We start from the raw sequence: 25,481 nt of genomic DNA on the forward strand, positions 1-25,481 counted from the left end.
TCTTAATGACTGGTGTTTAATCGGAAATTTGTACCCTATAAAAACAAGTTTATGAGGGAGCAAAGTTGTTTTCATTGTGGTTTAACTATTGAACAAAATGAAGAAATTGATTTTGATGATAAGAAGTTTTGTTGCACAGGCTGTAAAACAGTTTACGAAATTTTCAGCAGTAATGACTTAACCTCTTATTATGATTTCGAAAATTCGCCTGGTGCTACTCCGCAGGACATTGCAGGCAAATATGATTTTTTAGAAAACGATGCTATACTTTCAAAGATTCTAGAATTTCAAGAAGGAAATACCGCCATTGTTTCTTTGAACATTCCTCATATTCACTGCAGTTCATGTATTTGGATTTTAGAAAATCTAAACCGCTTACAGCCTGGAATTAATATTTCACAAGTTAATTTCCACGAAAAGAAAGTTAGAATTACCTTCAATTCAGATCTTGTTTCTTTAAAAGAAATAGTTAACCTTTTATGTTCAATTGGTTACGAACCTTATATAAGTTTAGAAAATTACGAAACAGCAAAAGCAAAAGTAGACAGAAGTTTAACTTATAAACTTGGTGTAGCCTTTTTTTGTTTCGGAAATATTATGCTGCTTTCGTTTCCCGAATATTTCGAAATGAAAGAATTCTGGCTAGATAGTTACAAACCTTTTTTCAGATTGCTGATTTTTCTTTTAGCATTACCAAGTTTTTTATATTCAGCAAGTGGTTATTACGTCTCTGCTTATCACAGCATTAAAACGAGAATGTTGAATATTGATATTCCTATTGCTTTAGGGATTATTGTAATGTTCATTCGCAGTTCTTACGACATGTTAATGGATCATGGTCCAGGTTTTTTTGATAGTTTGGCAAGTTTAGTATTCTTTATGCTTCTTGGTAAAATGTTTCAAATTAAAACCTATAGTTTTTTAAGTTTCGAAAGAGATTTTAAATCTTATTTCCCAATTGCGGTTACCAAAATCAACAAAGATTCTTCTGAAGAAAATGTAGCCATTTATGATGTTTTAAAAGGAGATCGATTATTAATTAGAAATCAAGAACTTATTCCGGTTGATGGAATCTTAATCAGCGACAGTGCAGAAATTGATTATAGTTTTGTCACGGGGGAAGCTGTTCCGATAACTAAAAAGTCGGGAGACAAAGTATTTGCAGGCGGCAAGCAGATTGGAAAAGTAATTGAAATGGAAGTACTGCATTCTGTTTCTCAAAGTTATTTGACGCAGTTGTGGAGTAATGAAATATTTCAGAAAAAAGTAGACCAAAAACACAAAACCATAACAGATGCAATAAGCCGGTATTTTACCCCAATCTTACTGCTGATTGCATTTGCTGGTTTTGGTTATTGGATATTTATAGATGCTAATACAGCTTTTAATGTTTTTACAGCGGTATTAATAGTGGCTTGCCCTTGCGCACTCGCTCTTACAGCTCCATTTACTTTTGGAAATATTTTGAGAATTTTAGGTAAAAAGAAATTCTATTTAAAAAATGCTGTGGTAATTGAACAGCTTGCTAAAGTTGATACAATTGTTTTTGATAAAACGGGAACAATTACAACCAATAAAAAATCGAATATATTATATGAAGGAAATGCTATTTCTGATTCAGATAATATATTGATTAAAAATGTGCTTCGCGGTTCAAACCATCCTTTAAGCCGTATGCTTTATGATTTTCTTCCAGAAACAAAACGGATACAAGTCGATAATTTTCAAGAAATTACAGGAAAAGGAATTTTAGCCGTTGCTGCTGATAAAGAAATTAAAATTGGTTCTGGAAAATTTGTAGATGATATAGTTACAAATAGTTCAGAGATCGAAAAAACAGCTTTACATATTAAAATTGATGGAGTTTATTTTGGAAAGTTTGTTTTTCAAAATCAATATCGAGAAGGCTTAGAAGATCTTTTTTCAAAATTGAGCAGAGAATATGAAATTAAAGTACTTTCTGGTGATAATGATGGAGAAAGAGGAAATTTAGAAGCTATCCTTCCAAAAGATACCGAATTAATCTTCAATCAAAAACCAGAACAAAAACTCGAATACATCAAAAAACTTCAAGAAAAAGGAAAGAATGTTATGATGGTGGGTGATGGGCTAAACGACGCTGGAGCATTGGCACAAAGTAATGTTGGAATATCAATTTCAGAGAACGTAAATGTCTTTTCACCAGCATGTGATGCTATTTTGGATGCATCTGAATTTTCAAGTCTAAATTACTTTTTAAAGCTCTCACACAAAGCAATATTGGTAATCAAAATGAGTTTTGCTTTGTCATTGCTTTACAACGTTGTTGGGCTTGCATTTGCAGTTACAGGAAATCTGCTTCCAATAGTAGCAGCTATCATTATGCCTTTGAGTACAATTACTATAGTGAGCTTCGTGACTTTAATGTCTAACTATTTTAGCAACAGGGATTTAAAATGACTTTCATTGGTGAGATAGAATAGTCTATATTATTTTAGTATTCTTCTCTGATCATGATAATTATCATATTTTAAACGCCAATCACCTAGTAATTTTGTTAACATAAATTTACGGTATGAGTGTTATTTATCTATTAATTTCAGTGAGTATTTTCGTGGCAATTTGCTTCTTTATTGCCTTCATTGCAGCTGTCAAATCCGGCCAGTACGACGACGATTATACACCCTCAGTCAGAATTCTTTTTGACGACGAGACCAAAATTATTTCCCCAAATAATAATTCACCAATCGAAGAAAAACAAGTATAATTATGGAAATGGAACAGTTTTATTACGACAACAAAATTGTAAAAAAATTCATTTACGCCACAATCCTCTTTGGAGTTGTGGGTATGTTAGTGGGGCTTACCCTTGCGGTAATGTACCTTTTTCCCAACATGACAGATGGGATTTCGTGGCTGAGTTATGGCCGTTTAAGACCATTACACACCAACGCAGTAATTTTTGCCTTTGTGGGTAATGCCTTTTTTGCAGGTATGTACTATTCGCTGCAAAGATTGCTAAAAGCCAGAATGTTTAGCGATTTTTTAAGTAATCTTCATTTTTGGGGATGGCAGCTTATTATTGTTGCTGCAGCCATTACACTTCCATTAGGTTATACTTCTTCTAAAGAATATGCAGAATTAGAATGGCCAATTGATATTGCAATCGCCTTAATTTGGGTGGTAATGGGAATCAATATGATTGGTACTATGCTGAGACGTAGAGAGCGTCACCTATATGTTGCAATTTGGTTTTACTTAGCAACATTTGTAACGGTAGCAGTACTTCATATCTTTAATAATATTGAAATTCCAGTTTCTGGTCTAAAAAGTTATTCTGTTTATGCAGGAGTTCAAGATGCACTTGTACAATGGTGGTACGGACATAATGCAGTAGCATTTTTCCTTACGACACCGTTCTTAGGATTAATGTATTATTTTATTCCTAAAGTAGCAAACAGACCTGTTTATTCCTATAGATTATCTATTATACACTTCTGGTCTTTAATCTTTATTTATATCTGGGCAGGACCACACCACTTATTATATTCTGCATTGCCAAACTGGGCACAGAATTTAGGAGTTGCATTTTCAGTAATGTTAATTGCACCATCTTGGGGAGGTATGATCAATGGACTTTTAACTTTAAGAGGAGCTTGGGACAAAGTTCGTGAAGAACCAGTTTTAAAATTCTTCGTTGTAGCAATTACAGGTTACGGAATGGCAACTTTTGAAGGTCCGATGCTTTCTTTGAAAAACGTAAATGCTATCGCGCATTATACAGACTGGATCGTTGCACACGTGCACGTTGGAGCTTTAGCTTGGAATGGTTTCATGTCATTTGGTATTATTTACTGGTTAATTCCTCGAATGACAAAATCGAATTTGTTCTCTAAAAAATTAGCAAACTTCCATTTCTGGATTGGTACTTTGGGTATTATTGTCTATACGATTCCTTTATATGTAGCTGGTTTTCAACAAGCTTCTATGTGGAAACAATTTAATCCAGACGGTACATTAACTTATGGAAACTTCCTTGAAACGGTAACTGCGATTATGCCAATGTATTGGATGAGAGCTATCGGTGGTACTTTGTACTTAATAGGAATGTTGACATTGGTTTACAATATCATAATGACAGTTAGAGCTGGGAATCCTGTAGAAGATGAATTGGCTCAAGCACCTGCTTTACAAAGGATCAGCAGCGGACGTGTAAGAGGTGAGAAATTCCACTCTTGGTTAGAGAGAAAACCAATTCAATTAACAATTTTAGCTACAATCGCTATTTTAATTGGAGGTATTATTCAAATTGTACCTACTATAATGGTAAAATCAAATATTCCGACAATTTCGAGTGTAAAACCCTATACACCGCTGGAACTAGAAGGACGTGATTTATACATTAGAGAAGGTTGTGTGGGATGTCACTCTCAATCAGTTCGTCCATTCAGAAGTGAAGTTGAGCGTTATGGAGTACAGTCTAAAGCGGGTGAATTCGTATACGATCATCCATTTTTATGGGGATCAAAACGTACAGGTCCAGATCTATTAAGAGTAGGAGGTAAGTACAATGATAACTGGCACTTTAACCACTTCTGGAATCCGCAAAGTATCTCTGCAGGATCAATTATGCCAGGATATAAATGGTTATTTGATAATAAAGCAATGGATATCTCATTAACGCAGAAAAAAATGCAGGCTATGATTTCGCTTGGAGTTCCTTATAGTGAAGCAGATGTAGCTAACGCACAAAAAACTTTAAGAGAGCAGGCTGTAAAAATTGAGAAAAGCTTAGAAAACGATCCTGACTTTGTAAAAAGTTATGAAGACAGCAAGAAAAAAGCTGCTGCAAAAGGAGAAAAGTTCATTCCTATGAACGAAAGGGAAATCGTTGCTTTGATTGCTTATATTCAAAGACTTGGTACTGATATTAAAGTAAAAGAAACTAAATAACAGCATTATGTTCGAACAAATAAAACACAATATGGAAACAATATCGGGTATAGAAATTTACCCGATTCTTTCCCTCTTGATTTTCTTCTTCTTTTTCGTAGGATTAGGCTTTTGGGTGTTCTCTTATAGAAAAGACAAAATTCAGGAAATGAGTAGTATACCTTTAGATGAAGGACTTGTTGTAATTACAAAAGATAAATAAAAATGAAAAAGTTTTTCCCAGTATATGTTAGAGTACCGTTGATTTTCTTCATCGTATTTGCTTTGATGGAATATTTTATAGATTCAGGCGATAGACCTGCTTTTATAAAATATCCGATGGTATCACTCTTTTTGTTTGTATTCTTATTTATTTTAATTGCAATTGAAATAACATTAAGTGCTGTTAACCGAGTGATGTATCAATTATTATCACCAGAAGAAAAAGCAAAATTAGATCATGAAGAAAGTTTAAGTTTCAAAGAAAGCACTTGGTTCAAAAACCTAATGCAAAAATTGACTAAAACTTCACCAATTGAAAAAGAAGGCGAGCTGCTAATGGATCATGATTATGATGGAATCAAGGAGCTTGATAATAATTTACCGCCATGGTGGGTATATTTATTCTACATCTGTATCATTTTTGGAGTAATTTATGTTGTTCGTTACGAAGTTCTAGGAGCCGACAATCAAGAAATGGAGTTGAAAAAAGAAATGGCACAGGCTAAAATTGATGTTGAAGAATATTTAAAAACAGCACCAGATTTAATGGATGAAAAAACAGTTGTTTTACTTACTGATGAACCAAGTTTAGCTGCTGGAAAAGAAATATTCACAACCAATTGTGCAGCGTGTCACAGAGCAGATGCAGGAGGGCAGATTGGTCCAAACTTAACAGATAATCACTGGATTTTAGGAGGCGGAATTAAAAACTTATTCCACACGATTACAAATGGTGGCCGAGACGGAAAAGGAATGATTGCCTGGAAAGGAACTCTGAAACCAAAAGAAATTCAAAAAGTAGCGAGTTATATTTTGTCTCTTCAAGGAAGTAATCCTAAAGATCCAAAAGCTCCCGATGGAGAAATTTGGGTTGATGATAGTGCTCCAGCTAAAGATGCTCCAGCAAGTGCATCAAAAGAAACTGCAGAAGTTAAAAAATAAAAAATAATACCATGTCAAATTTACCAGACGAAGCTTTTAGAGATACCATTGGAACTATAGATGAAGGTGGTAAACGGAAATTTATTTTCCCAAAGAAACCGTCTGGTAAATTTTACAATTACAGAAAAATTGTCAGCTACATTTTATTGGCAATTTTAGTCATAAATCCGTTTATTAAGGTAAATGGAAATCAGTTTATGATGTTCAATATAATGGAACGTCGTTTTAATATTTTTGGATTCCCTTTTTGGCCACAGGATTTTTACCTCTTCGTAATATCAATGCTTGTCGGCGTTGTATTTGTAATTTTATTTACAGTTGTTTTTGGCCGGATATTTTGTGGCTGGGTTTGCCCGCAGACCATTTTTCTTGAAATGGTTTTCCGCCGTATCGAATATTGGATAGATGGAGACCGAGGCTCGCAGTCACGTTTAGCAAGACAGGAATGGAATGCGGAAAAAATTAGAAAAAGATTAACCAAGTGGACAATTTTCTTTTTGATTTCTTTTGGTATCGCGAATGTTTTCCTAGCATATTTGGTTGGAAGTGACGCTCTTTTTTTGATGATTGAGCAAGGTCCAATTCAGCAGGCTAGTAATTTTATTACACTTCTTATTTTTACTGGAGTTTTCTATTTTGTTTTTGTCTGGTTTCGCGAACAAGTATGCATTATTGCTTGTCCTTACGGAAGACTGCAAGGTGTTCTTTTAGATAATAAATCAATCAATGTGGCGTATGATTTCGTTAGAGGTGAAAAAGAAGAAGGCAGAGCGAAATTTAATAAAAAAGAAGATAGGGTTTTAAATGGAAAAGGAGACTGTATCGACTGTCTTCAATGTGTTCACGTCTGTCCAATGGGAATAGACATTAGAAATGGAACGCAGTTAGAATGTACAAATTGTACAGCTTGTATTGATGAATGCGACCATATAATGGATTCAGTTGGCTTGCCCAAAGGTCTAATTCGTTACGCTTCTGAAGATGAAATTGCTAAAAAAGAGCCTTTCAAGTTTACAGCAAGAATGAAAGGTTATACAGCAGTTCTGTTTATTTTGTTGAGCATTTTTGTTGGGATGTTATTTTTAAGAACTAATGTTCAGGCAGTTGTTTTACGTTTACCAGGACAGCTTTTCCAGCATAAAGGAGATAAAATCAGTAATGTTTACACGTATAAAATTGTAAACAAAACAATGAAAGATTACAACGATATTCATTTCGAATTAATCGATCAAAAAGGAGAAATTAAAAATGTTGGAAAACAGAATTTTAAAGTTGCTAAAGAAGGAATTTCTCAAGGAACATTATTCATCGAAATAAATGAAGTTTTATTGGAAAGCGATAAAACAAAAGTAAAAATAGGAGTTTATAATGGTTCTGAACTCATAGAAACAACAACTACAAATTTCTTAGGACCACGCAGTTTTAATTAAAAAATTAAATAGTATGAAAATTAATTGGGGTACCGGAATTGTCATAGCATTTGGATTGTTTATGACGTTTATTTTATATTTTGTTTTTGAAGTACAATCAAATTCTAAATACGATAACGATTTGGTTGTCGAGGAATATTACAAGCATGATACGCATTTTCAGGAAGAAATGGCCCGAATTCAAAATGCGCATGATTTGCAGCATAAACCATCAATCAAATATACAGATAATGGTGTAGCAGTAACTTTTCCTGCTGGATTTGAAAGTAATAAAGTAAAAGGCAATATTCTACTATACAGACCTTCAAACAAAAAATTTGATTTTAATACTCAGATTGCCTTAACCAATTCAGAATTGATTATTCCGCAGAAAAAATTAATAAAAGGCCGCTGGGATGTCAATATGGAATGGCAGTACGAAGGTAAAAAATATTTAACCAAAGAAGTTATCTACGTAAATTAATAATGCTCCGCAAGGAGCATTTAATTGGTAGAAAAGATATATCATATAAAAAAGTGTCTCATCTGACACATGAAGATTAATAATTAGCAATAAATTCAATAAGATGTTATTCTCAGCTTTCTTTTTAGGTCTCATCAGTAGTCTGCATTGCGTTGGAATGTGCGGACCCATTGCTATGATGCTTCCCGTAGACAGACAAAATGAAGCAAAAAAAGTAACTCAGGTTATGACCTATCATTTTGGTCGTTTAACTTCTTACGCCACAATCGGACTGATTTTTGGACTATTAGGAAGAGGTTTTTTACTAGCTGGATTACAGCAAAAAATGTCAATAATTATAGGTGTAATTATGATTATCGTTGTTTTAATTCCAGAGAAAAAATTTGCCGAGTATAATTTTTCTAAACCAGTCTATAAAATTATCTCTAAAATTAAAACCAACTTAGGGAGTCAATTTAAAAACAAAAGTTACAAATCTCTTTTTACAATTGGACTATTAAATGGTTTCTTGCCATGCGGAATGGTTTATGTTGCCTTATTTGGAGCAATTGCGATGCAAAGCGCTTCTTATGGAGTTTTTTACATGTTGTTATTCGGCATAGGAACTATACCATTAATGACTATCGTCGTGTATGTAAATACGTTGTTGAAATTACCATTTAGAAATAAAATTCAAAAAGCAATTCCGTATGTTGCGGTGATAATTGGAGTTTTATTTATCCTTAGAGGTTTAGGATTGGGAATTCCGTATATTTCTCCCTCAAATATGAGTTTATTTGTACAGCAGACTCCAAACTGCCATTAGGATAATCAAAGATGGATGCAATTTTAGGCACATAAAAATTTCGATGTCACTTAGTTATGTGCTGGAAATGTATTTAGCTTTATCTTCTTTATTAGCACTAAAAACTATGTTTCTATGTGTTTAATGTTTTTGTAATTACACAGTCATTGAAAACAAATTAGTTTCTGGTGATTTTCTTTTTAGATGTAAATCAAAAGCCATACAAATATTACGCACAAAAGGTCTTCCTTCTTCGGTAATTTTTATTTTATTATCTTCGATAACAATCAAACCATCATTTTCTATTTCTTTCAAAGCAGTTAAAACTTCAGGAAGTTCGGCAAAATTTAAAAAATCCTTTGTCCAGGCAGTCTGTAATTCACAAGTTAAATTTAGAATGTGTTTTCTAATAATTAGATCTTCATCATTTAAAATATGACCTTTTACAACAGGTAATTTATCCCATTCTAATAATTGATAATAATCTTCTAGATTTTTAGTGTTCTGTGCAAAACTATACCAGCTGTCACTAATAGAAGAAACTCCCAAGCCAATCATAACCTGTGTTTTAGAAGCTCCATAACCCATAAAATTACGATGCAGATTACCATTGTGAGCCGCTTTGTATAAACTGTCACTTTCTAATGCAAAATGATCCATCCCAATTTCATGATAACCATTTTTAGTTAAAAGCTGTTTTCCTATTTCATACAGTTTTCTTTTTTCGGCATCTTTAGGAAGATTTTCATCATTAAAACCACGTTGTCCATTTCCTTTTATCCAAGGCACATGAGCGTAGCTGTAAAAAGCTAAGCGGTCTGGTTTTAAAGAATTTGTTTTTTCAACTGTATCAATTACATCTTCAACAGTTTGAAAAGGAAGACCAAATATTATATCATGACCAATTGAGGTGTAACCAATTTCTTTTGCCCAAAATGTTACTTTGGCAACATTATGAAAAGGCTGAATTCTATTTATAGCCTTTTGCACTTTAGCAGAATAATCCTGAACCCCAAAACTTACTCGGCGAAAGCCTAAATCATATAATTTTTTAAGCTGTTCATAAGTGGTATTGTTGGGATGTCCTTCAAAACTAAATTCATGATTTTCTGCTTTTACAGCATAACTGAAAATTCCGTTTATAAGATGCTCTAGATTTTCTTTTGAAAAAAAGGTGGGTGTTCCGCCGCCTAAGTGTATTTCTTTAATAACAGGTCTCTCTGGGAGTACTTTACAATATAAACTCCATTCTTTTAAAAGTGCTTTTATATACGTTTCTTCAACAGAATGATTTTTTGTAATACGCTTGTTGCATCCGCAGAAAGTGCACATGCTCTCGCAAAAAGGTAAGTGAATGTATAAACTAATGCCGTTCTTTGAATTACTTTCCGAAAAGGATTTTTGTAAAGAAGTGATCCATTTCTCTGTTGTAAACTCAGCTTCATTCCAATACGGAACTGTCGGATAGCTGGTATATCTTGGACCTGGGACATTGTACTTTTGAGTCAAAGAGATTTTCATAATGACGGATTTAGTTTACATCAAAATTAAAACATCACTGATAGACATAAAATGACAAATATCATGTAACAAACAAAAAAAGAGACTCAAAATTTGAGCCTCTTTACTGAATTAAATAACTAACGTGAAATAGAATCTTGGATGATTTTATGCCATTTTTTTGCAAACTGATGATCTTGATAAACGCTTATCTGTTTGATGCGGTCATCATCAAAATCATAGAATGGAATTATTATTTTTTTGGATGTTTCTTTATCTTGAAATTCAAAATCAATTTTAATAATGGTGTCTGAATTTCCATCTGTTGTTGAAACCAGCTTGCAGGAAGCAATTGTGTTTAAATCGACAAAAGTTGATTCTTGCTGATTCGGATTGAAATTCATTAGAATGAATTTGTTGTTTTTTTGATCCAGCGTTAATGTTTTATTGTTGATCGATTCTGTCAAATCAAAACTTTCCGCATTTGATGGATTAAAACGCTTTTTAATATTCAAAATTCTTGATTTACTCGCAGCACTTGTGCGGGCAGAAAAATATACTGGAATTGCGACAATAATTAAAATCACAATACCCATTATTGTTGTAGTAGTTTCCATAATGTTTTAATGAAATAAATAAATGATGTACAAAACAGTTTTCAAATAGAAAACGGTCTAGTTGTAATTGAAGAATAAATCTTCAGGTGAAATCAAGTATTTATTTACCAGAAAAAATGGAAAGCATAGAGTATAACTAAGACTTTTTTACTTTGAGTTGTAAAGATTTTAGTATATACGGTAGTATTTGTAACAGTTTGATGCTGTGGGATAAGCGGTAATAGAGAATCAAAACATTTTAGAATTCCAGAAGGATTTGTTTTGATGTTTGCTGCAAATTGATAACTTCCCTGAGGCTGAATAAATGCAGACGAATCTGTGATGTCTTTGCAGAAATTTGAATCTGTTTTTTGCGTTTCAATTATATGCACAGAAGCTGTGTCCGCCTGATAAGCAAACAAACCTGCAATCAAAAGTGCAATACAAATAACGGTTTTACGAATCCAATTCATGTCGGCGAATTTAAGTCATAAAACACAATTAAAGAAATTTTATAGAATTAATTAACACTCAAAAATAATCCTCAACCTTTTTCTGTAAAAAGCTGAGGATTTAAGTTATTGTTGCATTTTAAAATAGTAATCTGCAGAATGCTTGCCGCTTCCGTAAAACAAGAAAAAAATGCAGATTAATAAAACGACAACAGCTAAAATTAAATTTTCTGAATGCATTTTTCCCATGAAATTGATGAGAACTGCACCAAATAATATTGGTAATTGAGCTGCAATTGCCCAACGAGTTAGTAATCCAAAAATAATCATGATACCGCCAATCATATGTGCAGGAGCAATGTAATGCAGCATAAACATACCTCCGCCAAATTTATCTATAGGAGAAATTAAATCATGCAGGTATTGAATATTGGTGACAAATGATACACCTTTCATAAATAAAAATCCACCCAAAACAATACGTACTAAATCAACTGGCAAATAAGTGTGCGAATTCGCCCATTTATTTAAACTTTTTACATTTTCCATGATGCTGTGTGATTAAAAATTATATACTAAGTTACTAAATTTTAATAAGATATGTATTTTTAACAGCTTGAAATTGAGTTTTTTACTATTTTTTTAACGTGTTTTGAGAATTCTTAAATTACTACACCTGAATTACACCTAAATTAAATGGTTTTTGAATAGGGGCATGGTTTGCTGCTTCGATACCTAAAGAAATCCAATTACGAGTTTCTAAAGGATCAATTATGGCATCTGTCCAAAGTCTTGCTGCTGCATAGTAAGGCGAAGTCTGTTCGTCGTAGCGTGCTTTTATTTTATTGAATAATTCTGTTTCTTTTTGTTCGTCTACCAATTCTCCTTTTGCTTTTAGCGAAGAAGCTTCAATTTGTGCCAATACTTTTGCCGCTTGTGTTCCGCCCATAACGGCAAGTTCTGCACTTGGCCAGGCAAATATTAATCGAGGGTCATACGCTTTTCCGCACATGGCATAATTTCCTGCGCCATAAGAATTTCCGACAATAACTGTAAATTTAGGAACGACAGAATTACTTACGGCGTTTACCATCTTGGCGCCGTCTTTTATAATGCCGCCATGCTCTGATTTAGAACCGACCATAAAACCTGTTACATCTTGAAGGAATACTAAAGGAATTTTTTTCTGGTTGCAATTGGCTATAAATCGGGTAGCTTTATCTGCGCTGTCTGAGTAGATCACGCCGCCAAACTGCATTTCTCCTTTTTTTGTTTTTACCACTTTTCGCTGGTTAGCAACGATACCAACCGCCCAGCCGTCTATTCTGGCGTAGCCTGTAATAAGCGATTGACCGTAGCCATCTTTATAAGCTTCAAATTCAGAATTATCGACCAAACGTTTGATGATTTCCATCATATCATATTGTTCAGATCTTGCTTTCGGAAGGATTCCGTAGATTTCGTTTGGATCTAAAGCAGGTTTTTCAGCTTTAATTCGGCTGAAACCAGCTTTATCATAATCACCAATTTTGTCTACTATATTTTTGATTTTATCTAAAGCATCTTTGTCGTCTTTAGCCTTATAATCGGTTACTCCAGAAATTTCACAATGCGTTGTCGCTCCGCCTAAAGTCTCGTTGTCAATAGTTTCTCCAATTGCCGCTTTTACCAAATAACTTCCGGCAAGGAAAATACTTCCAGTTTTATCTACAATTAATGCCTCATCGCTCATGATAGGAAGATAGGCACCGCCCGCAACACAGCTTCCCATTACGGCGGCAATCTGCGTAATTCCCATACTGCTCATTTGAGCATTATTTCTAAAAATGCGGCCGAAGTGTTCTTTATCTGGAAAAATTTCATCCTGCATTGGAAGATAAACGCCCGCGCTGTCTACCAAATAAATAATAGGAAGTCTGTTTTCCATTGCAATTTCCTGTGCGCGTAGGTTTTTCTTTCCTGTAATCGGAAACCATGCTCCAGCTTTTACTGTCGCATCATTTGCAACCACAATGCATTGTTTTCCTTTGATGTAACCAATTTTTACAACAACGCCTCCCGAAGGGCATCCGCCATGTTCTGCATACATTCCTTCTCCTGCAAAACCGCCAATTTCAATACTTTTTGCATTTTCATCCAATAAATATGCAATCCTTTCACGGGCTGTCATTTTACCTTCAGAATGCAATTTTTCGATTCTTTTTTCGCCTCCGCCTAATTTTACTTTGGCAAATTTTTGTTTTAATTCAGAAAGGAGCAGTTTATTGTGATCTTCGTTTTTATTGAAGTTTAAATCCATAATATTGTATTGATTTTGTAAAATAGTGTTGGCTAATTTACAAAATCAATTGAAATAAAAGGGTTGCTTTATGAATTAAGAAAGGGCATTTAACTTTCATTTCGCATACAAGTAAAGATTAACTCTAAATGTTATGGAGAAAAATTAAAAACAGCATAGCCGTAAAATATTTTAACGCAGAGGGTACAAAGGTTTTCGTAGTGTTCACTAAGATTTGAGTTGTTTTACACTATCTAAGTCCGCAAAGTTTTGTGGACTTTATGTTTATATTATGCCTAAGTATTTAAAAAACTTTGCGTTCTCTGTGGTAAATTTTTCTTTTAAGATTAATTCAAAAATATTGGTTTTAAATGTGAAGCTTTATAAAATGAAAAAACATCCGTTGTAGCGGATGTTTTTTTATATATGTAATGTTTAATTTATTTTTTAATAGCACAAGCCATTCTCTTTAGTGTTGCCCATTGTTTTAAAGCATCACGCGCTTCAACAGCTGGATAACCAAGCATTGTTTTTCCTGCTGGGACATCACCTATAACGCCAGATCCAGCACCAACGATAGCTCCGTCTCCAATAGTTGTATGGTCTTTTATGGAAGCGCTTCCGCCAATAATAACGCCATTTCCTAAAGTTACAGAACCCGCCAAACCGCTGTTTCCTGCCATTATACAGAACTTACCTAACTTGCTGTTATGTCCAATCTGTACTAAATTATCAATTTTGCAGCCATCTCCCAGAACTGTAGAACTAAATTTACCGCGGTCAACGCAAGAATTTGCTCCAATTTCAACTCCGTTGCCAATAATAACATTTCCAATTTGTGGAATTTTCACTAAACCTTTTTCAGTACAAGGGCGAAATCCAAAACCATCTGCGCCAATTGTTGCATTTGGATGAATGATACAGTCGCTTCCAATATGGCAGCGTTCACGTACAACTGTTCCAGACCAAATAATGGTGTTTTTTCCGACAGTACATTCGTCCAAAATAGTCACATTTGGATAAATAGTTGTATGTGCACCAATTTCTACTTTTGGTCCAATATAACATCCGGCACCAATTTTAGCGCCTTCTCCAATTATAGCTGTGTCGTCAATAGTCGCAGTTCTGTGAATATTGTTATGGAAAATAGGAGTAGGAGGGGCAAAAAGGGCAAGAATTTGTGACATGGCCAAATCGGCATTTTTTACTTTAATAAAAGCGCGATTTTCACCAGGTTCGATCGAAATGTCTTCATTAACTACCGCAATTGATGCATTTGATGTCGACCAGTATTTTTCGTATTTTTTATTTCCTATAAAAGAAATTTCTGAAGTTGTAGCTTTTTCTAATTGTTCTGTTGCGGTTATGCTTTGTGAAGTAGTGCCGTAAATTACGCCATTAATTACTTCATTAATTTCTTGAATTGAATACGATCTCATTGACAGTTTAATAGACTAGGGGATTAATTTTTGCCAAATAAACTGAATTACATTTTAATTACCTAATAAAATTTTTAAGTTTCTTAATAAATATTTAAAATAGAAGTCTAAATATTACAAAATTAACATTTTAACTATTAAATTACTGAATGTTTTTTAATGTTTAAGTAAACTGTAGCTATGTTTTTAGATTGAATTGATCATAAATAGTCTATTCAGAAAAAAAATATTTAATTGATAAGTACTCACTTACATTTGATCTGTTAATTGTTTAACTGAGTGATGATTAAAAAAAAGCGATTCACTCTAAAAAGGAATCGCTTTTGTAATTTATTCTTTGATTTTTGATAGTGAAACGGCATTAATGCAGTATCGTAAACCACTTGGAGGCGGTCCGTCTGGAAAAACGTGTCCTAAATGCGCATCACATACATTACATGTCACTTCAACACGAATCATACCGTATGATTTATCGGCGTGGTAACCAACGACGCTTTCTTTTACAGGCTGTGTAAAAGAAGGCCATCCTGTTCCAGATTCGAATTTTTCGCTGGCATCAAAAAGAACCGTTCCGCAGCATTTACACTCATAAATTCCGGGATCAAACAAACTGCATAATTCAGAACTAAAAGATCTTTCGGTTCCTTTTAAACGTGTCACCTGAAATTCTTCTGGAGTTAAAATTTGTTTCCATTCTTCCTCCGTTTTCTCAACTCTTTTATCAGGAGTTGGATTTCCTTTATTTGTAAAATGAATTACATCTGCCCATTTTATCATAATTTGTTTTTTTAGTTTCACGTTTAAAGTTTCAGGTTTCAGGTTTCAAGTTTCAAGTTTACTGCGACTGAAAAACTTTACTCTTCCTCTTTCTGTCCCATCATCATTAGATAGGCTTTAAGAAACGCATCAATATTTCCGTTCATTACACCGTCAACATCGCTTGTTTCGTAACCAGTACGAACGTCTTTTACTAATTTATAAGGCTGCATAACGTAGTTACGAATCTGAGAACCCCATTCAATTTTCATTTTTCCAGCTTCGATATCGGCACGCTGTGCTTGTTGTTTCTTCAATTCGATTTCATACAATTGAGAACGAAGCATCTGCATAGCACGCTGTCTGTTATCTTGTTGAGATCTCGTTTCAGAACACTGAATCTGAATTCCAGTTGGTTTGTGAACCAATTGAACTTTCGTTTCCACCTTATTTACGTTCTGTCCTCCAGCACCACTTGAGCGAGAAGTTGTGATTTCAATATCGGCAGGATTAATGTCAATTTCGATACTATCATCAACAAGCGGATAAACATATACAGATACAAATGAAGTGTGACGTTTAGCGTTACTGTCAAAAGGAGAAATTCGAACCAATCGGTGAACACCATTTTCGCCTTTTAGATACCCAAAAGAATAATCTCCCTCAAATTCTAACGTTACTGTTTTAATTCCAGCAACATCACCTTCTTGAAAGTTAAGTTCTTTTATTTTGTAACCATAACTTTCTCCCCACATCATGTACATACGCATCAGCATTCCTGCCCAGTCACAGCTTTCAGTTCCGCCGGCTCCTGCAGTAATTTGTACTACAGCACTTAGGCTGTCACCTTCATCAGAAAGCATGTTTTTAAATTCGATGTTTTCAATATGCGATTGCGCAGTATTGTATTGTTCATCTAATTCTTCGACAGAAAGTTCGCCTTCTTTATAAAAGTCATAAGCCAGCTGTAATTCATCTGTAAGCGATACGGCTTTGTCATAATCTTCAATCCATTTTTTCTTGTTTCGAAGATTTTTTACAATGTTTTCGGCTTCCTTTGGGTTGTTCCAGAAATCTGGTGCAAAAGTTTTTTCTTCTTCGTTTGCAATTTCGATTAGCTTGGCATCAACGTCAAAGATACCTCCTCAACGCACCAAGGCGCTCCACAATACCTTTTACTTGTTCGGCTGTTGTCATAAATTAATTAATTGGTTTTATATGTTTTTTAGAATTATTACGTTAATTTGGTCTATAGAAACTAGCAAGTTAAATTTTACTGAAACTTGCTCAGAATAACTATTTGTAATACGTAATTTTGCATACAAAAATAAGATATAGTTTTTAGAATATGGAAATAAATTTAATCAGCGATACCATAACAAAGCCTACTTATGAAATGCTGCAGTATATGTTTAACGCTCATGTTGGCGATGATGTATACAAACAGGACCCTACGGTGATTGAATTGGAAAATAGAACTGCAGAATTTTTTGGTATGGAAGCTGGACTTTTCTTTCCGTCTGGAACTATGGCAAATCAAACTGCTATTAAACTGCATACACAGCCGGGCGAGCAGTTAATTGCTGATAAATATGCGCACGTTTACCATTATGAAGGTGGAGGTGTGTCTTTTAATAGTGGTGTTTCTTGTTGCTTATTGGATGGAAACCGCGGTATGATTACGGCGGCACAAGTAAAAGCAGCAATAAACGATCCTGAGTTTTATCATAGTCCGTTAACAAGTTTGGTTTGTGTTGAAAACACTACGAACAAAGGAGGCGGAGCCTGCTACGAATTAGAAGATTTAAGAGAGATAAAAAAAGTTTGTGATGCCAATAACTTGAAATTTCACATGGATGGCGCCAGAATCTGGAATGCATTGGTTGCCAAAAGACAAAATCCTAGGGAATTTGGAGCTATTTTCGACACTATTTCAGTTTGTTTATCTAAAGGTTTAGGTGCTCCGATAGGTTCAGTTTTATTGGGTAGTAAAGCTGATATTCATAGAGCGTTGAGGATCAGAAAGATATTAGGAGGCGGAATGCGTCAGGTAGGATATTTAGCGGCAGCTGGATTATATGCTTTGGCTCATAATATCGAAAGACTGGCAGAAGATCATCGCCGAGCTAAAGAAATTGCAAAAATCCTAAGCACAAAACCTTGGATTGCATCTATTGAACCTGTAGAAACTAATATTTTAATTTTTTCGTTAGCCGAAGGTTACAGCGATCAATTATTAATTGAAAAACTAAAACAAAAAAATATACTAATAAGTTCATTAGGACATAATAAACTTAGAATTGTTACGCATTTAGATTACAAAGAAGTAATGCATACTTATGTGTTGGAAACGCTTTCGAAGTTTTAAAGGAAGTTACTGAGGAACTAAGGTTCTAAGTTTCTAAGACTCCAATAGGAAAAACTTAGAAACTTAGAACCTTAGCATCTTAGCACCTTATTTAAAAAGATTATCCATTCCAGGAATAGAAGGCATATCCATTCTGGCAACTGCGTCTAATTCTCTTTCGTTAACATTTGTAGCTTTTTCGATTGCTTTGTTTAGTGTAACAATCAAATAATCTTCTAGTTGTTCTTTATCTTCAAACAAAGAATCATCAATAGAGATCGATTTTATCTTTCTGCTAGCTGTAATAGTAATTTTCAATAATCCGTCAGCGCTTTGTTCATCAATCAAAACAGTATCTAAACGCTTTTTTGTATCTTCAATTTTTTGCTGGGTTTCTTTAAGTTTACCCATCATTCCCATTAAATCCATTTTTGTTGATTTTTTAAATTATTTCAGACAAAATTAGTATATTGCTGTGTTAATTCAATAGAATATTTTATGAAAAAATTAATTTTGTTCTGTTGTGTTTGTAGTATTTTTGCGTCTTCATATTAAAAATTAATGCTAATTCAATGCAAAATGATATATCGGCTCCAAAGGCCAAAATAATTCCAAAAACATTAAAAAAACATAAAGAATCTAGAATTGACAACTATTTCTGGCTTAACGACAGAGAAAATCCAGAGGTAATTGATTATTTAAATCAAGAGAATTCTTATTACGAGAATATGACTTCTCATACTCAAAATTTAAGAGATAGTCTATTTGAAGAAATGAAAGCAAGAATTAAAGAAGATGATTCTTCAGTTCCTTATTTCTATAATGGATACTTCTACATTACTCGTTTTGAAACAGGGCAGGATTATCCAATTTTTGCAAGAAAGAAAGGGAGTCTTTCTGCAGAGGAAGAAATTCTGTTCAACTGCAACGAAATGGCAAAAGGACATGCGTATTTCAAATTAGGAGGTTTAAGTATTAGTCCCGACAATAAATTTGCCAGTTTTGGAGTAGATATTGTTGGAAGAAGAATTTATACCATTCAAATTAAAAACTTAGAAACAGGTGAAATTTTAGCAGATAAAATAGAAAATGTTACTGGGGCTTCTGTTTGGGCAAACGACAACAATACCATTTTTTACGTAAGACAAGATCAGGTAACGCTAAGGGCAGATAAAGTTTTTAAACATAAATTAAATACAGAATCTGAAAATGATGTTTTGGTTTTTGATGAAGTTGATGATACTTTTAATGTGTCGATCAGTAAAGAAAAATCAAGAAAATACATTGTTATTGGTTCTGGGAGTACCTTGACAACAGAATACAGAATCCTTAATTCTAATAATCCGGATGGAGAATTTACTATTTTCCAACCTCGCGTTCGCGGATTAGAGTACAGTATTTCTCATTACGAGGATTCGTTTTATATTTTGACCAACAAGGATAAAGCGACCAATTTTAAATTGATGAAAACGCCTGAAGGTAAAACAGGAAAGAAAAATTGGGTAGATCTTATTCCGCATAGAGAAGATGTTTTGTTGGAAGATATCGAGATCTTTAAAAACTATTTAGTTGTAGAAGAACGTTCGAATGGATTAAATCATATTCGAATTATGCCGTGGAATGATGAGCCTGATTATTATCTTCCTTTTGGCAGCGAAACATACAATGCGTATACAACAACCAATGTTGATTTTGATACTGATATTTTACGTTACAGTTATCAGTCATTGGCAACGCCGTCTTCTGTAATTGATTTTAATATGAAGACTAAAACCAAGGAAGTCTTAAAAGAACAAGAGGTTCTAGGAGGAAAATTTGATAAAAATAATTACATAGAAGAAAGAGTTTGGGCAACGGCTAGAGATGGTGTAAAAGTGCCAATTTCGATGGTTTACAGAAAAGGACTGGAGAAAAATGGTAAAAATCCTTTATTACTGTATGCTTATGGTTCATACGGAATTACAATGGATACTTATTTTTCTTCTACAAGATTGTCGCTTCTAGACCGCGGATTTATTTACGCTATTGCGCACATTAGAGGAGGAGAGGACTTGGGAAGGCAATGGTATGAGGACGGAAAACTGTTAAAAAAGAAAAATACCTTTACAGATTTCATCGATTGCTCTAAATTTGTAATAGACCAAAAGTATACTTCTCCTGAACATTTATATGCGGAGGGAGGATCTGCCGGCGGATTATTAATGGGAGTTATTGTAAATGAAGCTCCTGAATTGTACAATGGAGTAATAGCTCAGGTGCCTTTTGTAGATGTAATTACAACGATGCTTGACGACAGTATTCCGCTTACAACTGGAGAGTATGATGAATGGGGTAACCCAAACAACAAAAAATATTACGATTATATGTTATCGTATTCGCCATACGATAATGTAAAAGCGCAAGAATATCCTAACATGTATGTTTCTACCGGCTTACACGATTCGCAGGTACAATATTGGGAGCCAGCTAAATGGGTTGCAAAATTGAGAGATTTAAAAACAAATGATAAACTTTTGTTCTTAGATACCAATATGGATGCAGGTCATGGCGGGGCTTCGGGACGTTTTGAGGCTTTAAAAGACTTAGCAAAAGAATTTAGTTTTTTATTAGATTTAGAAAAAATTAAAAGCTAATTAGAAATTTTTTGTTAAATTTGCAACCTATCAAGGTTAATTTAAAAAGGCCTTTGATTAACTATTTTTTTATGAAAGAAGAAATAACCGCTTATAATAATGTTTTAGAGTTAATAGGTAACACCCCGCTTATTAAGCTAAATAAAATCACCGAAGAGTTAGAAGGAAATTTCTACGCAAAGGTAGAAGCTTTCAACCCAGGTCATTCCTCAAAAGATAGAATAGCATTATATATTATTGAAGAAGCCGAGAAAAAAGGAATTCTTTCTCCGGGAGATACCATTATAGAGACAACATCTGGTAATACAGGATTTAGTTTAGCGATGGTAAGCATTATTAAAGGTTACAATTGTATATTAGCAGTAAGCTCAAAATCATCTAAAGATAAAATTGACATGCTGCGAAGTTTAGGAGCTAAAGTGTATGTCTGTCCGGCCCACGTTTCTGCAGATGATGAAAGATCATATTATAATGTAGCAAAACGTTTACACGAAGAAACAAAAGGATCAGTCTACATTAATCAATATTTTAACCAATTGAATATTGATGCACACTACAACACTACAGGTCCAGAAATCTGGGAACAGACAAAAGGACAAATAACGCACTTAGTTGCTTGCAGCGGAACAGGAGGAACTATCTCAGGAACTGCTAAATTCTTAAAAGAAAAAAATCCAAATATTAGAATTCTAGGAGTTGATGCTTTTGGTTCAGTATTAAAAAAATACCATGAAACAGGAGAATTTGACAGCAAAGAGATTTACCCTTACCGTATTGAAGGTTTAGGTAAAAACTTAATTCCATCGGCAACAGATTTTGATATTATTGATAAATTCATGAAAGTAACTGACGAAGAAAGTGCTCACTCTGCAAGAGAGATCACTAGAAAAGAAGGTTTATTTGTTGGATATACTTCTGGAGCAGTAATGCAGGCTATTAAGCAATATGCAGAAGAGGGTGAGTTTACAAAAGAAAGCAACATTATTGCAATTTTCCCAGATCACGGTTCACGTTACATGAGTAAAGTATTTAGTGATGACTGGATGAACGAACAAGGTTTCTTTGATAGTGTTAACGAAGAAGAAGCTCAAAAAATTGAATTCGTAAAGTAATTAATTACTTTTTTAAATATCAGACTCCATTCGTATTGCGAATGGAGTTTTTTTGTGGTTTCTAATTAAGAAGTAAAAAAGATTATTTGTTAAAATACCGTATTTATACGTAAGAAATTATTAAGTTGATTAAATAATGAGTGTTATTTTGATAATCTTATTGAAAACTTAATAATGCGTTTCGACGGTTAAAATGTTCAGATTTGGTTATTTTAACGAGTATTTAGGTAAGTTGTCGGAAAAATTTTCGCTCACATTTTTAATAATCTAGTTTAGTGGTGTTAAAATGACATAAGTTATTTAATCCCTAAAATCTATTATTATGAAAAAATTTCTACTAACATTCTTGTTTGTAAGTTATTTAAATATAAATGCACAAACACCGATTCAGGAATTTAATTTTAATGGTACTTTGAATAATACGGCAAATACAACTTCTTTTATGGGAATTGATAATTTTGTTGCCGATAGAACAGGAGATGTCAAAGGCGCCCAAAGATTAACTAATAAAGCTTTAGAAGCTGTAATCGATAATCTACCTCAAGGTAAGAGTGGAAGAACAATTAGTATTTGGATTAAATTCAACGATATTTCTAATGCTAATTATATTTGGGGCTATGGTAATGCTTATAACGCCCAATATTGTGGTTTATTACAGCAAGGAACTGCTTCTTCTAACTCAGACTTAAGTTTAGCTGCTTGGGGAGCTTCTAATGACGTTATAGTATCTACTTCACTAGAAAAATATGTTTGGTACAATTATACAATTACGTATGAAGGAGCAACATCGAGAATATACCGCGATGGAAAGTTGTTAAAATATTTAGAAGGTATGACACGATCTACAAAAGGAAATATTTTTAGATTGGGCGAAATTAATACCACTATCGGAATCAATGCAGATGTAGACGATTTAAAGATTTATGATGTTGCTTTGACGCCAGAACAGGTTAGCGAATTGTATGAAAAAGAAAAACCAGTTGTTGTAATTGCTTCAGAACCAGCATTGGAAATGAAAACTTCAAAAACTGTTGCAACAAAAGGGAAGACGTCAAGTAAATTGGCAGGCGGAACAATTATAACATCGAGTGATGTTAATGGAACAACTAAAAATATTGAGGTTTATTCGCAAGGTCAAAAAATAGTGGGAAGCAATGCAATGAATATTAATGATTTGCCTGAGGGAACTTATTTATTAAAAATTACAAATGCTCCATCCAAAAAAATCACTTCAAAATAATAGTCTTTACTTAGTTTTTAATATTAGTTATTTTTTACATTGCGCAAGCAATTAATTTTTTGAAATAGTACGGAAAAAGCCTTTTGAGGTATCTCAAAAGGCTTTTATCATTTAATACTTTTTTGCTGGCCTGGAGCATACGCTTTTGCACTTTTGCTTCCTGAAGCTTTTTTGGCTTGTCCTGGAGGTATTTTTTTACTTGTTGGTGCTTGCGAAGTAGTGTGGACATGAGTACTACAACTGATAACGCTTAAGGCTAAAAATAGAAGTACTAAAACTATTACTGCAATTTTAGTGTATTTTGATGTCTGCATAATGAATTATTGATAATTAGTTCTATTATCGGCAAATATAATTTTTTAAAATAGAATATAGGAATAATGTTTATCAATGTTTGTTCTTTTATTTTGTGAGAATTCTTTATTTGTATGTAGGAATTGTTTGGTGATGCTGAATTAAATTTATAGTTTTAACAAAATTTATAAAAAAAATAAATGAAACTTGAAATTGCACAATCTGGTCATTTAGATAGCTGTCATCCAAGTTTTGTCTCAAATTAAATATTCTGAAAAAAAATATACATATGAAAAAAATATTACTCACTTTAATGTTTGTAAGTTTTTTAAATACCAACGCGCAAAACCCGGTTCAGGAATTTAATTTCAACGGAAATTTAAATAGTGCAGATAATTCAGTTTCGTTTTTAGGTGCCCCTGTTTTTGTAAATGACAGAATGGGTAGTCCTAAAAGTGCTTTACGTCTTACGAATAAAGCGTATCAGGCTGTGGTGGGCGATCTTCCGCAGGATAATAAGCCAAAGACGATATCTGTATGGGTGAAATTTAATGCTGTAACTGCAGCCAATTATATTTTAGGATATGGGGCTGCAGCAAATGGACAGTATTTCGGATTAATACAGCAGCCAGCAGTTTCAGGTAATTCGGATCTAAGTTTAGTTGGCTGGGGAGATGCCAATAATGTTGTAGTTTCTGTACCGCTCGCAAAGGAAACTTGGTATTTCTATAGCATAACCTATGATGGAAATGTCTCTAAAATTTACCGTAATGGAGAATTATTAAAATCTGTTGAAGGAATTCAGCGTTCGGCAAAGGGTTATATTTTAAATATAGGAAAATTAAATACCGCAACAAGTATCAATGCAGATATTGACGATCTTCGCTTATATACTGTTGCTATGACAGATGAGCAGGTTAAGGAAGCCTACAACAGTTCTAAAGCAACAGCTGCTATTGCTGCTCCAGCACAAGCCACGCCTGTTGCTAACACAGTAAAGAAAACAACACCTACACCTGTAAAGTCACCAGCTCCTATTGTTGTTGCTTCTTCTTCAAATGAAGCTAATAGAGGTGGAAAAAACATTGAGGTTTTCTCACAAGGCAAAAAAATAATGGACTCCAACGGATCTAATATTGCTGATCTACCTGAAGGAACTTATTTGATTAAGGTTACAAATGATTCTCCAAAAAAATAAGTTACATATTCATAAAAAAGAAAGCCTTCTGAATTTCAGAAGGCTTTCTTTTTAGCTTAATACGCTAATTACTACGAATAAAACTACTAGTAATATTATGGCGTATCTTGTGATTTTTGAGGTTTGCATTTTGATTATTGTTTTTTGAAAGTTTAAAAAAAATTATTCTAGAATGTAGCTCACAAATTCATCTCTCTTATCATAAGGAATATCATAGTGAAGAGATTTTAATATCATTGTATTCCAAGGTTTCCATTCATCAGAAAGTTCATTATTAGTTACTTTATAATGGTCTAATATTCCTTCTACAAAATAATCTCTCAATGGAAGATCTAGAGTTCTTTCTTTTCCATCTTTTGTAAGAACTACCTTGTACTCTAAATTGTTTTTTTCATTTATATGGAAGGTAAATACACCGCTGTCCCATGAACTTAAATATTCTAGATCACCATCTGAATCATATTCAGTAGGGACAAGATCATTATCTTTTTCATATTCAAATATCATTGACATCATACGTTCATTTACCCACTGATAAAAAACTTCTGCACTATTTAATAAATCTTGCTTTTCTTTTTTGATATCCCAGTATTGTTTCTGAGAATAAGTTTTGTCATTATTTATTTCTATGATAAATCGATTAAATTTTTCTTCAGTGTTAATTGTTGTTTCAAAATGTTCTGAAACTTTTTCTATCTCATCATCAATAGGTCTCGGACTTTTATTTGTAGAAATTACTTTTTCGGATTCTAATAAATATTTTACAAAAAGTTTATAGCTTCCTGATTCGGTAAATTCAAATTCGATAATCAATTTTAAATATATATGTTCATTGTAATAATTGTATATAGCTTCAACTATTGGAATTAAATTTATATCCATTT

General features: G+C 33.5%; 24 protein-coding genes. 13 read left to right on the top strand and 11 right to left on the bottom strand.

All coding sequences use genetic code 11. The features are described from left to right. The first annotated feature begins 51 nt into the window (after positions 1-51). The 8 genes from QMG60_RS11970 (at position 52) to QMG60_RS12005 (ending at position 8,773) form a co-directional block, all read left to right on the top strand. Positions 52-2,439 carry a heavy metal translocating P-type ATPase metal-binding domain-containing protein gene (locus QMG60_RS11970; protein WP_281865030.1) on the top strand — a complete coding sequence of 796 codons (2,388 nt, stop codon included), beginning with the start codon at positions 52-54 and terminating at the stop codon, positions 2,437-2,439. Positions 2,440-2,554: 115 nt separating this feature from the next. Further along, entirely contained in the window at positions 2,555-2,746 is a 192-nt protein-coding gene (gene ccoS / locus QMG60_RS11975; RefSeq protein WP_057118633.1) for a cbb3-type cytochrome oxidase assembly protein CcoS, read from the top strand. 2 nt (positions 2,747-2,748) lie between these two features. Beyond that, positions 2,749-4,932 carry a cytochrome-c oxidase, cbb3-type subunit I gene (gene ccoN, locus QMG60_RS11980; RefSeq protein ID WP_057118632.1) on the top strand — a complete coding sequence of 728 codons (2,184 nt, stop codon included), beginning with the start codon at positions 2,749-2,751 and terminating at the stop codon, positions 4,930-4,932. A 7-nt stretch (positions 4,933-4,939) separates the two neighbouring features. Further along, positions 4,940-5,134 (top strand): CcoQ/FixQ family Cbb3-type cytochrome c oxidase assembly chaperone, encoded by a 195-nt coding sequence (locus QMG60_RS11985; RefSeq protein ID WP_281865031.1) that lies wholly within the window; start codon positions 4,940-4,942, stop codon positions 5,132-5,134. Positions 5,135-5,136: 2 nt separating this feature from the next. Continuing rightward, complete coding sequence (locus tag QMG60_RS11990; RefSeq protein ID WP_281865032.1) at positions 5,137-6,075, top strand: cbb3-type cytochrome c oxidase N-terminal domain-containing protein; 939 nt, start codon at positions 5,137-5,139, stop codon at positions 6,073-6,075. A gap of 11 nt (positions 6,076-6,086) precedes the next feature. After that, entirely contained in the window at positions 6,087-7,505 is a 1,419-nt protein-coding gene (gene ccoG / locus QMG60_RS11995) for a cytochrome c oxidase accessory protein CcoG (protein ID WP_281865033.1), read from the top strand. 13 nt (positions 7,506-7,518) lie between these two features. Then, the gene (locus tag QMG60_RS12000; RefSeq protein ID WP_113678209.1) at positions 7,519-7,968 is read left to right on the top strand and encodes a FixH family protein; all 450 of its coding nucleotides are present in this window, start codon (positions 7,519-7,521) and stop codon (positions 7,966-7,968) included. 103 nt (positions 7,969-8,071) lie between these two features. Continuing rightward, the gene (locus QMG60_RS12005; RefSeq protein ID WP_281865034.1) at positions 8,072-8,773 is read left to right on the top strand and encodes a sulfite exporter TauE/SafE family protein; all 702 of its coding nucleotides are present in this window, start codon (positions 8,072-8,074) and stop codon (positions 8,771-8,773) included. 135 nt (positions 8,774-8,908) lie between these two features. On the opposite strand, the gene hemN is transcribed toward QMG60_RS12005, so the two are convergent. From hemN to prfB, 8 genes are all read right to left on the bottom strand, one after another. Continuing rightward, the gene (hemN, locus tag QMG60_RS12010; protein WP_281865035.1) at positions 8,909-10,273 is read right to left on the bottom strand and encodes an oxygen-independent coproporphyrinogen III oxidase; all 1,365 of its coding nucleotides are present in this window, start codon (positions 10,271-10,273) and stop codon (positions 8,909-8,911) included. 119 nt (positions 10,274-10,392) lie between these two features. Further along, positions 10,393-10,869, bottom strand: a complete 477-nt coding sequence (locus QMG60_RS12015) for a hypothetical protein (protein ID WP_281865036.1) — start codon at positions 10,867-10,869, stop codon at positions 10,393-10,395. A 104-nt stretch (positions 10,870-10,973) separates the two neighbouring features. Continuing rightward, the gene (locus QMG60_RS12020; RefSeq protein ID WP_281865037.1) at positions 10,974-11,321 is read right to left on the bottom strand and encodes a hypothetical protein; all 348 of its coding nucleotides are present in this window, start codon (positions 11,319-11,321) and stop codon (positions 10,974-10,976) included. A gap of 105 nt (positions 11,322-11,426) precedes the next feature. Beyond that, a complete protein-coding gene (locus QMG60_RS12025) occupies positions 11,427-11,849 on the bottom strand; it encodes a DoxX family protein (RefSeq protein ID WP_281865038.1) in 423 nt (140 codons plus the stop codon). Positions 11,850-11,970: 121 nt separating this feature from the next. Continuing rightward, on the bottom strand, positions 11,971-13,599 hold the full coding sequence (locus QMG60_RS12030) for a carboxyl transferase domain-containing protein (protein ID WP_057118622.1): 1,629 nt from the start codon (positions 13,597-13,599) through the stop codon (positions 11,971-11,973). Positions 13,600-14,018: 419 nt separating this feature from the next. Beyond that, entirely contained in the window at positions 14,019-15,017 is a 999-nt protein-coding gene (lpxD, locus tag QMG60_RS12035) for a UDP-3-O-(3-hydroxymyristoyl)glucosamine N-acyltransferase (RefSeq protein WP_281865039.1), read from the bottom strand. 330 nt (positions 15,018-15,347) lie between these two features. Beyond that, a complete protein-coding gene (gene msrB / locus QMG60_RS12040) occupies positions 15,348-15,794 on the bottom strand; it encodes a peptide-methionine (R)-S-oxide reductase MsrB (RefSeq protein WP_134140989.1) in 447 nt (148 codons plus the stop codon). 77 nt (positions 15,795-15,871) lie between these two features. Then, positions 15,872-16,970, bottom strand: a protein-coding gene (gene prfB, locus QMG60_RS12045; RefSeq protein WP_128414998.1) for a peptide chain release factor 2 whose coding sequence is annotated in 2 segments (ribosomal slippage) — positions 15,872-16,906 and positions 16,908-16,970 — 1,098 coding nt in all. Because the reading frame shifts where the segments join, the coding sequence is not laid out codon by codon here. A 151-nt stretch (positions 16,971-17,121) separates the two neighbouring features. Between prfB and QMG60_RS12050 the strand changes: the two genes are divergently transcribed. Next, positions 17,122-18,141 (top strand): GntG family PLP-dependent aldolase, encoded by a 1,020-nt coding sequence (locus QMG60_RS12050; RefSeq protein ID WP_057118618.1) that lies wholly within the window; start codon positions 17,122-17,124, stop codon positions 18,139-18,141. An 87-nt stretch (positions 18,142-18,228) separates the two neighbouring features. Here the strand turns inward: QMG60_RS12050 and QMG60_RS12055 are convergent, their stop codons facing one another. Next, a complete protein-coding gene (locus QMG60_RS12055) occupies positions 18,229-18,549 on the bottom strand; it encodes a YbaB/EbfC family nucleoid-associated protein (protein ID WP_057118616.1) in 321 nt (106 codons plus the stop codon). A 143-nt stretch (positions 18,550-18,692) separates the two neighbouring features. Here QMG60_RS12055 and QMG60_RS12060 point away from each other — a divergent pair, with 143 nt between their 5' ends. The 3 genes from QMG60_RS12060 to QMG60_RS12070 all read left to right on the top strand — a co-directional run bounded on the left by QMG60_RS12060 (position 18,693) and on the right by QMG60_RS12070 (position 23,105). After that, complete coding sequence (locus tag QMG60_RS12060) at positions 18,693-20,753, top strand: S9 family peptidase (RefSeq protein WP_281865040.1); 2,061 nt, start codon at positions 18,693-18,695, stop codon at positions 20,751-20,753. A 71-nt stretch (positions 20,754-20,824) separates the two neighbouring features. After that, positions 20,825-21,865: a cysteine synthase family protein gene (locus QMG60_RS12065; protein WP_057118614.1), complete on the top strand. Its 1,041-nt coding sequence runs from the start codon at positions 20,825-20,827 to the stop codon at positions 21,863-21,865. Positions 21,866-22,187: 322 nt separating this feature from the next. After that, the gene (locus QMG60_RS12070) at positions 22,188-23,105 is read left to right on the top strand and encodes a LamG-like jellyroll fold domain-containing protein (protein WP_281865041.1); all 918 of its coding nucleotides are present in this window, start codon (positions 22,188-22,190) and stop codon (positions 23,103-23,105) included. Positions 23,106-23,212: 107 nt separating this feature from the next. Here QMG60_RS12070 and QMG60_RS12075 read toward each other — a convergent pair whose 3' ends face one another. Next, on the bottom strand, positions 23,213-23,419 hold the full coding sequence (locus tag QMG60_RS12075; RefSeq protein WP_281865042.1) for a hypothetical protein: 207 nt from the start codon (positions 23,417-23,419) through the stop codon (positions 23,213-23,215). Between the two features lie 269 nt (positions 23,420-23,688). Between QMG60_RS12075 and QMG60_RS12080 the strand changes: the two genes are divergently transcribed. Further along, entirely contained in the window at positions 23,689-24,597 is a 909-nt protein-coding gene (locus tag QMG60_RS12080) for a LamG domain-containing protein (RefSeq protein WP_281865043.1), read from the top strand. Between the two features lie 162 nt (positions 24,598-24,759). On the opposite strand, the gene QMG60_RS12085 is transcribed toward QMG60_RS12080, so the two are convergent. Further along, positions 24,760-25,479, bottom strand: coding sequence for a hypothetical protein (locus QMG60_RS12085; protein ID WP_281865044.1), 720 nt, complete (start codon positions 25,477-25,479; stop codon positions 24,760-24,762). Between the last annotated feature and the right edge of the window lie 2 nt (positions 25,480-25,481).

Origin of the sequence: Flavobacterium sp. GSB-24, assembly GCF_027924665.1 — a bacterium.
Lineage (GTDB): Bacteria > Bacteroidota > Bacteroidia > Flavobacteriales > Flavobacteriaceae > Flavobacterium.

Coding starts and splice junctions, on each gene's coding strand:
- QMG60_RS11970 (WP_281865030.1), top strand. CDS start 52: ATGAGGGAGCAAAGTTGTTTTCATTGTGGTTTAACTATTGAACAAAAT.
- ccoS (WP_057118633.1), top strand. CDS start 2,555: ATGAGTGTTATTTATCTATTAATTTCAGTGAGTATTTTCGTGGCAATT.
- ccoN (WP_057118632.1), top strand. CDS start 2,749: ATGGAAATGGAACAGTTTTATTACGACAACAAAATTGTAAAAAAATTC.
- QMG60_RS11985 (WP_281865031.1), top strand. CDS start 4,940: ATGTTCGAACAAATAAAACACAATATGGAAACAATATCGGGTATAGAA.
- QMG60_RS11990 (WP_281865032.1), top strand. CDS start 5,137: ATGAAAAAGTTTTTCCCAGTATATGTTAGAGTACCGTTGATTTTCTTC.
- ccoG (WP_281865033.1), top strand. CDS start 6,087: ATGTCAAATTTACCAGACGAAGCTTTTAGAGATACCATTGGAACTATA.
- QMG60_RS12000 (WP_113678209.1), top strand. CDS start 7,519: ATGAAAATTAATTGGGGTACCGGAATTGTCATAGCATTTGGATTGTTT.
- QMG60_RS12005 (WP_281865034.1), top strand. CDS start 8,072: ATGTTATTCTCAGCTTTCTTTTTAGGTCTCATCAGTAGTCTGCATTGC.
- hemN (WP_281865035.1), bottom strand. CDS start 10,273: ATGAAAATCTCTTTGACTCAAAAGTACAATGTCCCAGGTCCAAGATAT.
- QMG60_RS12015 (WP_281865036.1), bottom strand. CDS start 10,869: ATGGAAACTACTACAACAATAATGGGTATTGTGATTTTAATTATTGTC.
- QMG60_RS12020 (WP_281865037.1), bottom strand. CDS start 11,321: ATGAATTGGATTCGTAAAACCGTTATTTGTATTGCACTTTTGATTGCA.
- QMG60_RS12025 (WP_281865038.1), bottom strand. CDS start 11,849: ATGGAAAATGTAAAAAGTTTAAATAAATGGGCGAATTCGCACACTTAT.
- QMG60_RS12030 (WP_057118622.1), bottom strand. CDS start 13,599: ATGGATTTAAACTTCAATAAAAACGAAGATCACAATAAACTGCTCCTT.
- lpxD (WP_281865039.1), bottom strand. CDS start 15,017: ATGAGATCGTATTCAATTCAAGAAATTAATGAAGTAATTAATGGCGTA.
- msrB (WP_134140989.1), bottom strand. CDS start 15,794: ATGATAAAATGGGCAGATGTAATTCATTTTACAAATAAAGGAAATCCA.
- QMG60_RS12050 (WP_057118618.1), top strand. CDS start 17,122: ATGGAAATAAATTTAATCAGCGATACCATAACAAAGCCTACTTATGAA.
- QMG60_RS12055 (WP_057118616.1), bottom strand. CDS start 18,549: ATGGATTTAATGGGAATGATGGGTAAACTTAAAGAAACCCAGCAAAAA.
- QMG60_RS12060 (WP_281865040.1), top strand. CDS start 18,693: ATGCAAAATGATATATCGGCTCCAAAGGCCAAAATAATTCCAAAAACA.
- QMG60_RS12065 (WP_057118614.1), top strand. CDS start 20,825: ATGAAAGAAGAAATAACCGCTTATAATAATGTTTTAGAGTTAATAGGT.
- QMG60_RS12070 (WP_281865041.1), top strand. CDS start 22,188: ATGAAAAAATTTCTACTAACATTCTTGTTTGTAAGTTATTTAAATATA.
- QMG60_RS12075 (WP_281865042.1), bottom strand. CDS start 23,419: ATGCAGACATCAAAATACACTAAAATTGCAGTAATAGTTTTAGTACTT.
- QMG60_RS12080 (WP_281865043.1), top strand. CDS start 23,689: ATGAAAAAAATATTACTCACTTTAATGTTTGTAAGTTTTTTAAATACC.
- QMG60_RS12085 (WP_281865044.1), bottom strand. CDS start 25,479: ATGGATATAAATTTAATTCCAATAGTTGAAGCTATATACAATTATTAC.